13 protein-coding genes are annotated in these 13,003 nt (G+C 73.4%); 9 read left to right on the top strand and 4 right to left on the bottom strand.

The window, feature by feature from the left end; genetic code table 11:
* Window positions 1-3 precede the first annotated feature (3 nt).
* Together ABD973_RS32460 and ABD973_RS32455 are read right to left on the bottom strand one after the other, a co-directional pair.
* Entirely contained in the window at window positions 4-828 is an 825-nt protein-coding gene (locus tag ABD973_RS32460; RefSeq protein ID WP_386381910.1) for a PP2C family protein-serine/threonine phosphatase, read from the bottom strand.
* A 125-nt stretch (window positions 829-953) separates the two neighbouring features.
* Complete coding sequence (locus tag ABD973_RS32455) at window positions 954-1,334, bottom strand: barstar family protein (protein WP_125819845.1); 381 nt, start codon at window positions 1,332-1,334, stop codon at window positions 954-956.
* A 196-nt stretch (window positions 1,335-1,530) separates the two neighbouring features.
* Between ABD973_RS32455 and ABD973_RS32450 the strand changes: the two genes are divergently transcribed.
* Both ABD973_RS32450 and ABD973_RS32445 read left to right on the top strand, forming a co-directional pair.
* A complete protein-coding gene (locus ABD973_RS32450; RefSeq protein WP_345503789.1) occupies window positions 1,531-2,793 on the top strand; it encodes a serine hydrolase domain-containing protein in 1,263 nt (420 codons plus the stop codon).
* 109 nt (window positions 2,794-2,902) lie between these two features.
* Window positions 2,903-3,619, top strand: a complete 717-nt coding sequence (locus ABD973_RS32445) for a hypothetical protein (RefSeq protein ID WP_345503787.1) — start codon at window positions 2,903-2,905, stop codon at window positions 3,617-3,619.
* On the opposite strand, the gene ABD973_RS32440 is transcribed toward ABD973_RS32445, so the two are convergent.
* Together ABD973_RS32440 and ABD973_RS32435 are read right to left on the bottom strand one after the other, a co-directional pair.
* Window positions 3,609-4,133 carry a GNAT family N-acetyltransferase gene (locus tag ABD973_RS32440; RefSeq protein ID WP_125819847.1) on the bottom strand — a complete coding sequence of 175 codons (525 nt, stop codon included), beginning with the start codon at window positions 4,131-4,133 and terminating at the stop codon, window positions 3,609-3,611. The two genes, ABD973_RS32445 and ABD973_RS32440, sit on opposite strands and share 11 nt — an antisense overlap.
* 54 nt (window positions 4,134-4,187) lie before the next feature.
* Entirely contained in the window at window positions 4,188-5,093 is a 906-nt protein-coding gene (locus tag ABD973_RS32435) for an MBL fold metallo-hydrolase (protein ID WP_345504830.1), read from the bottom strand.
* A 95-nt stretch (window positions 5,094-5,188) separates the two neighbouring features.
* On the opposite strand from ABD973_RS32435, the gene ABD973_RS32430 reads away from it, so the two are divergent.
* The 7 genes from ABD973_RS32430 (at window position 5,189) to ABD973_RS32400 (ending at window position 12,986) form a co-directional block, all read left to right on the top strand.
* The gene (locus ABD973_RS32430) at window positions 5,189-6,211 is read left to right on the top strand and encodes an AraC family transcriptional regulator (RefSeq protein ID WP_345503784.1); all 1,023 of its coding nucleotides are present in this window, start codon (window positions 5,189-5,191) and stop codon (window positions 6,209-6,211) included.
* Between the two features lie 107 nt (window positions 6,212-6,318).
* A complete protein-coding gene (locus ABD973_RS32425) occupies window positions 6,319-7,890 on the top strand; it encodes an alpha/beta hydrolase (protein WP_345503782.1) in 1,572 nt (523 codons plus the stop codon).
* A gap of 105 nt (window positions 7,891-7,995) precedes the next feature.
* A complete protein-coding gene (locus tag ABD973_RS32420) occupies window positions 7,996-8,166 on the top strand; it encodes a hypothetical protein (RefSeq protein ID WP_007262051.1) in 171 nt (56 codons plus the stop codon).
* A 160-nt stretch (window positions 8,167-8,326) separates the two neighbouring features.
* A complete protein-coding gene (locus tag ABD973_RS32415) occupies window positions 8,327-9,109 on the top strand; it encodes a 3-hydroxybutyrate dehydrogenase (RefSeq protein WP_345503779.1) in 783 nt (260 codons plus the stop codon).
* A 109-nt stretch (window positions 9,110-9,218) separates the two neighbouring features.
* Window positions 9,219-9,809 (top strand): RICIN domain-containing protein, encoded by a 591-nt coding sequence (locus ABD973_RS32410; RefSeq protein WP_125819851.1) that lies wholly within the window; start codon window positions 9,219-9,221, stop codon window positions 9,807-9,809.
* A gap of 153 nt (window positions 9,810-9,962) precedes the next feature.
* Window positions 9,963-10,919 (top strand): hypothetical protein, encoded by a 957-nt coding sequence (locus ABD973_RS32405; RefSeq protein ID WP_345503777.1) that lies wholly within the window; start codon window positions 9,963-9,965, stop codon window positions 10,917-10,919.
* Window positions 10,920-11,483: 564 nt separating this feature from the next.
* Window positions 11,484-12,986 carry a glycoside hydrolase family 18 protein gene (locus tag ABD973_RS32400; RefSeq protein WP_345503775.1) on the top strand — a complete coding sequence of 501 codons (1,503 nt, stop codon included), beginning with the start codon at window positions 11,484-11,486 and terminating at the stop codon, window positions 12,984-12,986.
* Window positions 12,987-13,003: the final 17 nt, after the last annotated feature.

The following is a 13,003-nucleotide window of genomic DNA, read 5'->3' as shown; positions in this document are numbered from 1 at the left end:
GGATCAGGCGCCGGCCGCGCCGTGGCTGAGGACGAGCACCGCGGCGTCGTCGGCGTGGCCGGTGGAGTCGGCCACCTTCATCACCTCGGCCGCCAGCTCGTCCGGGTCGCCGCCGGCCGCCTCCCGGACGATCCGCAGCACCCGCTCCAGGCCCACCTCGATCGGGAACGCGGGGCCCTCGACGACACCGTCGGTGAGCAGGACGATCGAGCCCGGCTCGGTCAGCCGGCGCCGGGTGACCGAGTACCCGGCGCCCGGTACGGTGCCCAGGGGCGGGCCCCCCTCGTCCTCGGCGAGGCCGTAGCGGCCGGCGGCGGTGGCCCAGACGGTCGGCACGTGGCCGGCCCGGGCGCTGGCGAGGTCGCCGGTGGCCGGGTCGTAGCGGAGCAGGCTACAGGTGGCGAACAGTTCGCTGTCGAGGGAGAGCAGGACGTCGTTGGCCCGGCCGAGCACCTCGCCGGGGTCGGCGACGACGGCCCCCACGGCGCGCAGGCAGACCCTGACCTGGCCCATGAAGGCGGCGGCGGCCACGTCGTGCCCCTGTACGTCGCCGATGGAGAAGGCCAGGGCGTCCTCGGCGACCCGGAACCCGTCGTACCAGTCGCCGCCGATCTCCAGGCCGTGCTGGGCGGGCGCGTAACGGGCTGCCGTGCGCAGCCCCGGCAGGACGGGCAGGGAGGAGGGCAGCATCTCGCGCTGGAGGGCCTCGGCCAGCTCCACCCGGGCGTGCTGGAAGCGCGCCCCTTCCCGCGCCTGGGCGCTGAGCCGGCCCAGCATGCTCAGCAGGTCGGCGCTGTCGGGCCGGTGCGGTTGGCGCCGAGGGGTCACGGCCCCCTCCGGGGTATGTGCATGGGCTCCCTGCTCCCGCGACGCGAAGATCCAGGGCCATCATATTTCGGCCGGCCGGATTCCGCCGGGCGCCTGGGACCGGCCCCGTCGCGGCGTACGGCTTGCTAGCGGAGCCGGAGGGCGCCGGGGGCCTGGTCTTCGATGATCTCCACCAGCCAGTCGAAGACGGTCGGGCCGCGGCCCTCGCGGGCGGCCGCCAGGTCCTGGGCGACCCGTTCGCGGTTGGCGGGGTGGCAGCGGCGCAGCCGTTCCTCCAGCACCCGGGCGGTCTCCGGGTGGCCCAGGGACTGCCGGGAGCTGCGGTGGTCGTGCCACTCCAGCGTGAAGGACTCCGGGGTGCCGTACCCGCCGCGCAGGCAGTCGTTGAAGGCGTCGAGGTTCTTGCCGAAGTAGCCGCCGGGCCCGTTGACGGCCTCGCCCACCACCCGCCAGAAGTCGTCCAGGGTGCGGATCAGCCCGCCGTCGAGCACAAAGGTCGTCGTCACGGGTCGATCCTACGGAACGTCAACGGGCGCTCGCGTCACGGATGGTGACGTGGCCTCGGCCGGGAACCGCGATGACCTGCTTTGCGTGATCTTGCGTAAGCTCTTGATCGACTCGGAGCGCCGGCCGCCCCTTGGACCCCTTCGGCAGCCGGCGTCCGGGTCCCGGGAACCGCACCGACCGAGTAAGAGGAACAACGTGCCCCTGCCCCTGAACCGCCGTCTGGCCGTCAGCGCCGCCCTGCTGGCCACGGTCGCCGCCGTGGTGCCCGCCACCGCCGCGCAGGCCGCGCCCGCCGCCTTCCCGCAGGCCGCCGGAGCCGGCGCCGCCACCCTGCCGGACCCCGATCTGGAGGCCGTGGCCCAGGCGTTGCGCAACACCACCGCCGCCGGGGCGCCCGGCGCGCTGGCCCGCATCGGCGACGGGAAGAAGACCCTGGTCGAGAAGGTCGGGGTGCGCGACAAGGTCACGGGCCAGGCCATGGACCCGCAGGCCCGCTTCCGGATCGGCAGCGTCACCAAGACGTTCTCGACGGTCGTGCTGCTCCAGCTCGTGGACGAGAAGAAGATCGAGCTGGACCAGCCGGTCAACCGCTACCTGCCCGGACTGCTGCCCGACGACCGGATCACCGTGCGGCACCTGCTGACCCACCACAGCGGGCTGGCGGACTACACGAACGCCATGTTCGACAAGACGGTTCCCGGCTTCGAGGCCGTACGCAACAAGGTGTTCGGCTACGACGAGCTGGTGAAGCTCTCCCTGGCCGAGCCGCGCACGACGGAGCCGGGTGTCGCGTACAAGTACTCGAACACGAACTTCGTGGTCGTCGGCATGCTCATCGAGAAGGCCACGGGCCGCCCGGTGGCCAAGGAGTACGAGCGCCGCATCATCAAGCCGCTGAAGCTGCGCGACACCTCGTACGTGCACCCGGACGCGAAGATCAAGGGGCTGCACACGCACGGCTACCTCACCCCGGACGAGGCCGGCGCCCCGCTCGTCGACTCCACCGAGCAGACGGTGTCGTGGGCCCAGTCGGCCGGTGCGATGATCTCCAACCCGGCGGACCTCGGCACCTTCATGTCGGCGCTGGTGAGCGGGAAGCTGGTGAAGCCCGCCCTGCTCGACCAGATGCTGACGATGACGCCCACCGACGCGACCAACACCCGCTTCTACGGCCTGGGCCTGCGCCGCTACGACCTGTCGTGCGGTACGTCGGTGTACGGGCACACGGGCACGGTGCAGGGCTTCTACACCTACGCCTTCTCCACCCGCGACGGCTCCCGCACGCTCAGCGCCATGGCGAACACCTCGAACCAGGGCGCGGCGAACACCGCCCTGGGCGGCACCCTCGAAGGGGCCTTCTGCGGCAAGAAGCCGGTGAAGGCGAACGCCCGCGGCTTCGCGGCGACCCCGGCCCCGGCCCCGGCCGACGTGGACCTGCCGGAGCGCAACGCCCGATGAGGGCGGGCCGCCGCGGGTTCCGGCCCGCGGCGGCCGTCCGGCGCCGGCTGCCAGGGCCCGCTAGGCTCGGGCGGCGAACGGCCGTCACGTCCAGGGGGTTTCCACCGATATGACCATCAACCGTCCCGGCCTGCCCGGGGACCTGCCGCCCGCCGAGGAGCTGTGGGCGCGCTGGGCCCTAATCGCGGTGCTGGAGGCCGACACCGAGGCGGAGGGGCAGGGCGTCCACCGCAGCGGGCACTGGATCGACGCGGAGGGCCTCCACCTCGACGACTGCGGCTGCACCTGGTGGACCTTCGCCCCGATGGGCGGGGGCCGGTACGTCCTCTACGGCGAGGACGAGTCGAGCGCCGTCAAGTGGCACGAGCCGGGCGTGGACATGCTGGCCCAGGGCCCGGACTGGCTGCCGTACGAGACCCTGCGCGACCTGCTCGGCAGCTGGGAACTCGGCTGCGTCTACTGGTCCGAGGACGGGACCTGGGCCCGGGCGCCCTACCCGCAGGACCTGGCCGACGACGGGCTGGACTGCGGGATGAGCCGGTTCGCGGAGCGCCCGGAGTGCCTGCACCTGCTGCTCTACGGGACCTGGGACGGCTGCCGCTGCACCCCGTTCGAGGAGCGCCAGGAGACCGCGGCGGCGCTGCTGGACGCCGCCGTGCGCCGTGAGCTCACGCCCGGGGCGCTGGAGGAACTGGCCGCCGACTGCTCCTGCGGCCACTGGGACCTGCCCGCCATGCTGCGCGCGCTGGAGCTGTCGGGCCTGGCGCAGGGATCGCCGGCCCCTCCCGCCTCCCCCGCCGCTGCCGCCTCTCCCCTCAGAGGGTGATCCAGTAGCGGCGCTTGGGGCCGACCAGGGTCTCCCGTACGTCCTCCAGGACGCCGCCGCCCCGCTCGATGGTGCGGGCGGAGGCGCCGTTGCCGGGGTCGCAGGTGAGCAGGACCCGGTCCATGCCGAGCAGCCGCGCCTCGTGCAGGACCTCGGCGAGGGCCCAGCCGGCCAGACCGCGTCCGCGTGCCGAGGGGCGGACGGCGTAGCCGATGTGGCCGCCCGCGTCGAGCAGGAAGGCGTTCAGGTAGTGCCGCAGGTCGATGGAGCCGAGGTAGGTGTCGCCCTCGGTGATCCACCAGTGGGTGGCGTGGACCAGGCCCTGCTCGACGGGTGCCGTGCGGTCGGCCCGGGCGCGCAGCCTGGCCGTCCAGTCGGCGAAGCCCCGCTCGGTCGTGACGTCGTCGTCGGAGCCGAGCCCGCCCCCGTCCAGGTGAGCGTCGGGCCCCCACTCCTCCTGTGCGCAGAGCCAGGAGGAGTACAGGCGGGGGGTGGGGGCGACCAGTTGCGGCATGCCCGGACCGTAACAGTCCGATGATCCGACCCCGCAATCGCGATCGGGCGCGGGTCAGGCCCACCGGGTGATGCCGAAGCCCTCGCCCTCTCGGTGGATCTCGACGGCTCCCCCGCCGCCGAAGTGGGCGGGCACCACCAGTTCCCGCAGCTCCGCGGCCCGCCCGAGGACCTTCCGGCGCGTGGCCGCGGCCTGCCGCGGGTCCGCGCAGAAGCAGCTGTTGCAGGACGGGGCGAGGATCTGGACCGGGCTGTGGACGAGGTCGCCGACGAAGACGGCCCGGTCGGTGCCCGACGCCAGCCGCAGCACGCTGGAGCCGGGGGTGTGGCCGGGGGCGGCCGCCAGGGTGAGGTGCTCGTCGATGCGGTGGGCGCCTTCCCAGAGCACGGCCTGCCCCGCCCGGTGCACGGGTGCGATGCTGTCCTCGTAGATCAGCCGGTCGTCCTCCCGCGCCCCCTTGGCGTAGCCGCCGCGCGGGCCGAAGTGGTGGTCGTCGGCGGCCGGGATCAGGTAGCGGGCGTTGGGGAAGGCGGGCACCCACTCCCCGGCGTCCTCGACGGTGTTCCAGCCGACGTGGTCGGCGTGGACGTGCGTGTTGACGACGTAGTCGACGTCCCGGGGGTCGACGCCCGCGCGGGCCATGGCCCCCAGGAAGTCCCCTTCCCGCCGGTGGAAGAGCGGGGCGCCGGGGCGTTCGCGCCCGTTGCCGACCCCGGTGTCGACGACGACGGTGGTGCCGCCGCTGCGCAGGACCCAGGTCTGCAGGGCCATCACCGCGCGGCCGTCCTCGGCCCGCAGGTGGTCGGGGGCGAGCCAGTGCCCGTTGTCCTTCCACATCCGCTCCCCCGCCTCGGGGACCAGGTCCGTCACGGGGCCGAAGGGCCCCTGCCACTCGATCACCCGGATGACCTCGACGTCGCCGAGCACCATGCCGTTCCCGTTCGCGTTATCCATGATCATCACTGTACGGAGGCTCCGGTGAGCGGCTCAATGCTCCGGACGCTCTGCGGAATACGAGAGCGGCTCATCCGGGGAGCCCCGGATAGGCTGGCGCGGTGGATGTGGTGAGCGACGCGATCACGGCCGTACGGGTCGGCAGGCCCTCGTCCGACCGGATGCGGGTGGACGGCAGCTGGTGCGTGCGGTTCGCCCCGTACGACGGCGCCGGCTTCCACGTCGTCCTGGAGGGCGGCTGCTGGCTGCTGCCGGACGGCGGACCGCCCGTGTCGCTGGTCGCGGGTGACGCCGTGCTGCTCCCGCACGGTACGGGGCACGTGATCGCGGACTCGCCCGCCGACGCGCGGGCCGTGGCGCGGGCGCTGCCCTTCGAGTCGGTCCGGGGGGCGTGGCGGCGCACCGGTCCGCGGGACGACGGCACCGGCACCGGCACCGGCACCGGCGGCACGGTGGAGATGCTGTGCGGCAAGTACCGGCTCGACCGCAGCCGGGCGCACCCGCTGATGGCGGAGCTGCCGCCTGTGGTGCACCTGCCGAACCGGGTGGGCAGCCACCCCGAGCTGCGCTCCGCGATCGATCTGCTGGGCCGCGAGCTGGGCGGGCAGCGGCCGGGGGGCGGTGTCGCGGTGCCCAGCCTGCTCGACCTGCTCCTCGTCTACATGATCCGCTCCTGGCTGACCGCCGAGGGCACGGCGGGCAGCTGGCCGGCCGTGCTGGGCGACCCGGTGGCGGCCGCCGCGCTGCGGGCGCTGCACGCGGATCCGGCCGCCCCCTGGACCAACGAGCGGCTGGCCGCCGAGGCGGGGGTCTCCCGCCCCACGCTGGCGCGGCGGTTCACGGCCCTGGTGGGGCGGCCGCCGATGGCGTACCTCACCTGGTGGCGGCTGAACCTCGCCGCCGGCCTGCTGCGCGGCACCGAGGACCCGCTGGCCGCGGTGGCGCGCCGGGTCGGCTACGGGACCCCGTACGCCCTCTCGCACGCCTTCAGCCGCGAGTTCGGCACGACGCCGGGCCGGTACCGGGCCGGGGAGCCGCACGCGGAGGGCCGGGCCGCCCGTACCGCGGGCGGCGCCCGCGGCCCCGGCTCGCCCCGCACCGCGGGCGCCGCCCCCGTCGGCTAGGGGGTGTCTTCCGGATCTTCCCGGCCCCGGGAACCGCTGGCCGGAATCCGCCCCTACACTTTGTCCTTCGTTTACCCATGCCCTCCGAACCGCGCAGGAGCCCACGCATGCCCCACCTCATACGCCGCCCCGTCCGGGCGGCGGTCCTGGCCGCCGCCTCCTTGCTGGCGGTCCCCGCCCTGGCGGCCTGCGGCGGCGACGAGAAGGCTCCGGCGCAGGCGAAGCCCTCGGGACCGGCGGGCGCCGCGGCACCCGCCCCGCTCCCCGCCCTGCCCGCGGCCCTGACCGGGCAGAAGCCCGAGTGGCGGACCTGCCCGGCGCCGTCGGCCGCCCAGGGCGGCGGCAAGGCCCCGGGCGCGGCCTGGGAGTGCGCGAGCATGAAGGCGCCGCTCGACTACGCCAAGCCGGCCGGCGAGACCATCGACGTGGCCCTGATCCGCAAGAAGGCCACCGACCCCGGCAAGCGGATCGGCTCCCTCGTCTACAACTTCGGCGGCCCCGGCGGCTCCGGCGTCCACACGCTCCCGCAGGCGGCGGACGAGTACAAGAAGCTGGGCGCGGTCTACGACCTGGTCAGCTTCGACCCGCGCGGCGTGGGCAACAGCGCGCCGGTCCTGTGCCTGGACGACAAGACGCTCGACGAGGACCCGGGCTCCGGCAACACCCTCGACGACATCAAGCGGTTCACCGACGCCTGCAAGCAGAAGTCCGCGAAGCTGCTCCCCCACGTCGGCACGGCCGACACGGCCCGCGACATGGACCTGATGCGCCAGGTCCTCGGCGACCGGAAGCTGAACTACTTCGGCATCTCCTACGGCACCCGGCTGGGCGGCGTCTACGCCCACCTGTTCCCGAAGAACGTCGGACGCACCGTGTTCGACGCCGTCGTCGACCCCACGGCCGACGAGGCCCAGGCCGGCCTCGGCCAGGCCAAGGGCTTCCAGCAGGCGCTGGAGCACGCGATGGAGTACTGCCGGGGCAAGTACACCGCCAACTGCCCGACCGGCGCGAGCGACGCCGAGGGCAACAAGCGGATCAACGAGCTGCTGGAGAAGCTGAAGGCGAAGCCCGCCGCCACGGAGAGCGGCCGCAAGCTGACCTCCGACCTCGCGCTCACCGGCATCGCCGCCAGTCTCTACGACAAGGAGACCTGGGAGTACCTCGTCCAGGGCCTCGGCGAGCTCCGCCAGCTGGGCACGGGGAACAACCTGCTCCAGCTCGCGGACCTCTACAACGGACGCGGCGAGGACGGGCACTACGACAACTCGAACGCCTCGCAGACGGCGATCAACTGCGCCGACACCAGCCGCCGCTACACCGTCGAGGAGACGAAGGCGCAGGAAGCCGCCTACCGGGCGGCCTCCCCGGTGTTCGGGCCGGAGATGGTGGAGGGCCTGCTCGGCTGCTCGCAGTGGCCGGTGCGCGGAACCGCCGACAAGCCGCAGGTCTCCGCCGAGGGCGCGGCCCCGATCGTGGTGATCGGCAACACGGGCGACCCGGCGACCCCCGTCGAGGGCGCCAAGCGCATGGCGGAGTCGCTCGGCCGGGGCGTCGGCCTCAACCTCACCGTGAAGGGCGAGGGGCACGGCACCTACGGGAAGAACTCCTGCGCCACCAAGGCCGTCGACGCGTTCCTCGTCGACGGCACCGCTCCGGCGGACGGGACCCAGTGCCCGTGAGTACCCGTCCGCGCCCGTACCGACCTCTGTTCGGCTGCCGCCAGGCCGCCGCCTACACTTGTGCCGCCCGGCCCGCGGTGCCGGCTTCAGGGGAGTGAATCCTAAGTGAGCAGCACCAGCAGTGACGCGCCGATCTACGCCCAGCTCGTACGCGAGCGCGGCGACGTACCCGGTCAGGTCCGGCGGGAGGCCGAGGAGATCCTGCGCCACCTGGCCCAGGTGATGGCCTGGCGCCCCTCGTCGGCCGGCCTGCCGAACTGGCGCCCCCACCAGTAGGACGCCGGCAGGACACCGGCAGGAGGCGCGCGGGCCGGGGTGCGCGCACGCACCGCGGCCCGTGCCGTCCTGCGGTGGTGCCCGCCGCCACAGCGCGGCCGCCGAGTGTGGCGGCGGCGCACATCGGCACGCGGTGGCACACGTCCCTAACGTTCGGGGCATGACCAGCGAGATCAGCACCTCATCCGGTGGAACGGCCTCCGCCCTGGCGGGACGTGTGGCCCTGGTGACCGGCGGCGGCAGCGGCATCGGGCGGGCCTGCGCGGTGGCGCTCGCCGGCGCGGGCGCCTTCGTCCACGTCGTGGACGTGGACGCGGGGGCCGCCGGGGCGGTCGCGGAACTCGTCGGCGGGCGGGCCCATGCCGCCGACCTCGCCGACCCGGAGGCGATCGGCCGACTGCCCGCCGAGGCCGACGTCCTCGTCAACAACGCCGGGCTCCAGCACGTGGCGGCCATCGAGGACTTCCCGCCCGAGCGGTTCGAGCTGATCCAGAGGGTGATGGTCACCGCCCCGTTCCTGCTGCTGCGGCGGACCCTGCCGTACATGTACGGGCGCGGCTGGGGGCGGGTCGTCAACATCTCCAGCGTCCACGGGCTGCGCGCCAGCGCCTTCAAGTCCGGTTACGTGAGCGCCAAGCACGCGCTGGAGGGGCTCAGCAAGGTCGCCGCATTGGAGGGCGCCGCACACGGGGTGACGAGCAACTGCGTGAACCCCGGCTACGTGCGCACCCCGCTGGTGGAGCGGCAGATCGCCGCCCAGGCCGAAGCGCACGGCATCCCCGCCTCCCGGGTGGTCTCCGAGGTGCTGCTGCGGGGCTCCGCGATCAAGCGGCTGATCGAGCCGGAGGAGGTCGCGGCCGTCGCGCTGTGGCTCTGCGGCCCGCACACGGGCCACGTCACCGGCACCTCGGTGCCCATGGACGGCGGCTGGACCGCCGCCTGACCCGCGTGCCCGGACCCCCGGTACCCCCCTGAATGGGCGGGTACCGGGGGTTCGGCGGATCTCGCTACGTTCTCCGCGTCAAGGACGTTCTCACGACAGGAGAGAGCAAGTGGTGCGAAAGTTGGGCAGGCTCGGCGGGCACGGCGTGGTGGCCGCTCTGATGGGCCTGCTGGTCCTGCTGCTGCCGACGTCGACGGCGCGGGCGGCCGAGAACCCGGGCATCCGGTACACGACGAGTTTCCGCGACGCGGCCACCTACGAGCTGCGGGCCGCCGTCAGCTGGAAGTGCCTCGACATCCGCGGGGGCGGGCGCCCCGAGGAGGGGACGATCATCCAGACCTTCGACTGCAAGGAGGCGCTGCACCAGCGCTTCCACTTCCAGAACGTGGGCAACGGCAACTTCACCATCGGCGCGTTCGGCGTCTACTGCCTCGGCACGCAGGGCGGCGGCACCGCGCCCGGCACGGCGATGGTCCTGGCCAACGGCTGGGGCTGCTCCACCTTCACCTGGAGGTACCGGGGCACGGACGCCTACCCGAACCGCTGGGAGATCGTGGAGGCGAGCACCGGGCAGTGCATCCGGGACACCGGCCGCCGCTCCCCCGTGGTCCTGGGCGCCTGCGGCAGCACCAGCACCCCCTGGCCGGAGGTGTGGGCCCCGCAGTACAAGGGCCAGTACAACTACGACCAGCTCCCCTGACGAAGATCACCGCGGGCGGCACGGGCGCGGCACGGCGGAACATCCGCCGTGCCGCGTTCCGCGTGCACCGCTCCCACCGGTGTGACTGGGCACGGTAGATGTCCGCGGTCATCCCGACTCTCAATTGTCTGACCAGGGCGTTAGCCTCAGCAGATGATTCCTGCACCCCCTCCGAAGGTCATCACACGCCACCGCGACGGGCAGATCCGTGCCTATCTGACGCACCCCGGCGCTTTCGGGACGCTGGAGCCGGCGGCGGTCTTCCGGCCGCGGGCCGGAGACGAGGTTGTGGAGTCGGTGGCAAGGCCCGATATGGAGCGCGTGGTGTACACGACCCTGAACGGGGTCGTCTGCCTCACGCGTGCCGGTGACCTGTTGTGGGCGTCGGATTTCGAGCCGCGTTCCGACGTACGCCATGGCCACCGGCCCGGGTGTGTGTTGTCGCTGGACGGGCGGACTGTCTGGGTCTACCGGCCGGACGCGATGGCGGGACGTGGCGGAGACCAGTGGGTTTTGCACGACGCCGACAGCGGGCGCGTCCTCGCCTGCCGAGAGCTGGAGACGGTCGGGCACGGCGCCGGCCACCACGTGCATCCCGTGGACGGCAGCATCTACCTCGATGTCGGTGAGGGCCAGGACGGCGCCGTCGTTCTCCGGGGCACGGCCGTGGCCGATGGCGAGCCGGAGTTCGTGACCTTCCCGTGGTGGGACCGCTGCCTGATCGACCTGGCGCCCGGCGGACAGCAGTTCATGACCGTCGACCACGGGCAGCAGGACGTCTCCTTCCACCAGCACCCCAGCGGGGACACGCTGTTCACCCTCTCCGTCGAGGCCTTCGGATACGACCCGGAGGAAACGTTCGTGGAATGGTGCGGTGGCTACCTGACCCCGGACACGGCCGTCGTCACCCTGGGCGGTGAGAGCGAGGACGAGGAGGAGTGGTTCCGCCACCACCTGGTGGACGTGAGCTCGGGTACGGCCTGCGGCGAGATTGCCATCGAGGCGACCAACCCGTACGAGTTGAAGCCACTGGGTGACGGCTCCTGGCTCACCGACGGGCCCGACGGCCACCCCATCCGGTGGCCCCAGCGTTCGCACCCGGCGGGCTGAAGGGGCGCGACCACCTTGCCGTCCCCGTTTGCTGCTTCATCCATCGAGACGATCGAGCGGCAGCGCGGTGGACAACCCCCATGCACAGCTCCGCCCCGGCGAGTCAGGTAGCCCATGGAAGCCGTACGGCTTCCATGTCCACGTCGTTGAGGAGGGCTTCGGTCAGCGCGGCTGGGCCGGCCAGCTTGGTCGCCCAGGGGTCGTAGTCCGTGCACACGACCCAGGACCGGTCCCGCGGCCAGAGGCTGGACGGGCTCCAGCCGTCCTCCTCAGGGTGGTCGTACAGCGTCGTCCATCGCAGTCGGCGCCAATACGGCCCGGGGTGCTCGTACGTGAAGGGCCTCCCCTGCGGGACCCAGCCCGGCGGACTTCCCCGGACGTGGCACAGCCGCGCCGCAGGTCTCGACGTGCCGTCCGGCACGCACTGGCTGATGCCCTCCCTATGCCTGCCTTAAGCGGAACCTAAGGTTCGTCGCCGGCGCCCCGAAGCGAACGAATGTCCGTTTGCAGAGGGCTAGCGTGCTGCCCCGTACCAACTCCCGGTCATACGAAGGCAGGCACTCCATGGGCAGCAGCACGGGCGGACACCGGCGCAGGGCGAGCGGCAGGGCGAAGGCCGCGGGAGCGGTGGTGGTGGCGGCGGTGCTGGGGGGCGCGGCCTTCGCGTTCACCGGCACGGCCCAGGCCACTTCCGTCGGGGCCGTGTACACCAAGTCCAGTTCCTGGAGCGGCGGCTACACCGCCCAGTACGTGATCACCAACGGCACCGGCCGGGAACTGGCCGGCTGGACGCTCCAGTTCGACCTGCCGGCCGGGGTGCGGATCGGCTCGCTGTGGAACGGGACCCACACGGTCGACGGGCAGCGCGTCACCGTCAAGCCCGCCGCCTGGAACGGGGTGCTGGCGCCGGGGGCGTCCGTCACCGTCGGGTTCGTGGCGAGCGGCTCGGGCGCGGGGACGCCGGGCGACCCCACCCGCTGCCTGATCAACGCCGTCAAGTGCTCGGTGGACCAGGGCGCCACGCCGCAGCCGAGCGGCCGGCCGACGACGGCGCCGACCGCGACGCCCACCGCCGCGCCGACGGCCACGGCCACGGCGACCGCCACCGCCACCGCCGGCCCGGTGGTCCCGCCCTCCCCCACGGCGACGCCCGCGCCGACCGGCGCCCCCGCCGGCGGCGCGCGGTTCGCCCCGTACGTGGACACCTCTCTGTACCCCGCGTACGACCTGCTCGACACCGCGGCCCGGACCGGGGTCAAGGAGTTCCACCTCGCCTTCGTCACCGCCGGCGGCGGCTGCTCGCCACTGTGGGGCGGGATCACACCGCTCGCGGACGACAAGGTGGCGGGCCAGATCGGCGCGCTGCGCAAGGCCGGCGGCGACGTGCGGGTGTCGTTCGGCGGCGCCGCCGGGCGCGAGCTGGCCCTGAACTGCGCCACCGCCGACGAACTGGCCGCCGCGTACGGGAAGGTGGTCGACGCCTACCGGCTCACCAAGGTCGACTTCGACATCGAGGGCGCCGCCCTGCCCGACACCGCCGCCAACACCCGCCGCGCGCAGGCGATAGCCCGGCTGCAGAAGTCCCACCCCGGCCTCGACGTGGCCTTCACGCTGCCGGTGATGCCGGAGGGGCTGACCCAGCCGGGCGTGGCCCTGCTGGCGGACGCCGCGAGGAACGGCGTACGCATCGGCGCCGTGAACATCATGGCCATGGACTACGGGCCGGCGTACTCCGGGGACATGGGCCAGTACGCGGTCCAGGCGGCGACCGCGACGCAGGCCCAGCTCAAGGGCGTGCTCGGGCTCTCCGACGCGGCCGCCTGGAAGGCGCTGGCGGTCACCCCGATGATCGGCGTCAACGACGTGGCGAGCGAGGTCTTCGGCGTGGCGGACGCGGCGGAACTCGTGCGCTTCGCCCAGGCGAAGGGGATCGGGCGGCTGGCGATGTGGTCGTCGGCGCGCGACCGCCAGTGCGCGGCGGGCGCCCTCGGGCACGCCGACGCCACCTGCAGCTCGGTCCTCCAGGAACCGCTGGCCTTCACGAAGGCGTTCGCCGCGTACCGCTAGGACTGCGGCGGTGCTCC

This window comes from Streptomyces racemochromogenes (assembly GCF_039535215.1).
Classification (GTDB): domain Bacteria; phylum Actinomycetota; class Actinomycetes; order Streptomycetales; family Streptomycetaceae; genus Streptomyces; species Streptomyces racemochromogenes.
Note: the sequence above shows the minus strand (reverse complement) of the source record. Positions and strands in the feature narration are given on the sequence as shown.